This is a genomic window from Streptomyces sp. NH27 (genome assembly GCF_056859195.1).
Window position 1 is genome coordinate 1 of the sequence record NZ_JACEGK010001016.1, and the last position, 874, is coordinate 874.

Sequence of the window (874 nt, forward strand, 5' to 3'; positions counted from 1 at the left end):
CCGATCTGCATGACGCCCGACTGTCGGAGGGCTTCGTGCACGCCGCTCTGCTGCGAGCGGCAGGGGCACTGATCCCGTTCAGTGAACACGTCATGGCGCTGCTGCGGTCCGCTCCGGTGGCGCACTTCGACGAGTCCGGGATCCGCGTCAGCTCCTCGCTGCACTGGGTCCACGTCGCCTGCACTACCCGTCTGACCTGGTACAAGGCCCACGCCAAGCGCGGCAAGACCGCCATGGCGGATGCCGGGGTACTGCCGTACTTCACCGGCACCACCGTCACCGACGCCTGGTCCTCCTACCTTGGCTACGGAACTGCCGGCGCGTTGTGCAACGCGCACATCCTGCGCGACCTGGACGGCGTCCACCATGCCGACCCGGCTCGACAGCAGTGGGCGAAAGCCGCCATCGACGCCCTCACCGCCGGCAACGAAGCCGGGCACAACGCCCGCAAGGCCGGGCGAGACGCTCTGACCAACGACGAAATCGCTTCCCTGGAAGCACAGTTCGACCGGGCAGTCCGGGTCGGACGCTCCACCAACCCCGATCCGCCGCCGAAGACGAAGAAGACCTTCGCCCGGCAGCTCGTGGACCGTCTGGTCCGCCGGCGCGAGGACATCCTGCGGTTCCTGCACGACCTGACGGTGCCCTTCACCAACAACCAGGCCGAGCAAGACATCCGCATGGCCAAAATCCAGATGAAGGTCACCGGCGGCTGGCGCACCCTCGAAGGCGCCAACCGCTGGCTCCTCGTGCGCTCCTACCTCTCCACCGCCCGCAAACACGGCCTCAACCCCATGACCGTCCTCCGCGACCTCTTCGCCGGAAACGTCTGGCTACCGCCCACACACGCGTAATCAAGCACCTGAGCAGTCAC

The 874-nt window shown here is 67.2% G+C and carries 1 protein-coding gene; it reads left to right on the plus strand.

Annotation, left to right across the window (positions count from 1 at the left end; all coding sequences use genetic code 11):
* Positions 1–854: IS66 family transposase (gene tnpC / locus AC13HU_RS37750; protein WP_483046521.1), on the plus strand; the 854-nt coding region annotated here is incomplete at its 5' end.
* Between the last annotated feature and the right edge of the window lie 20 nt (positions 855–874).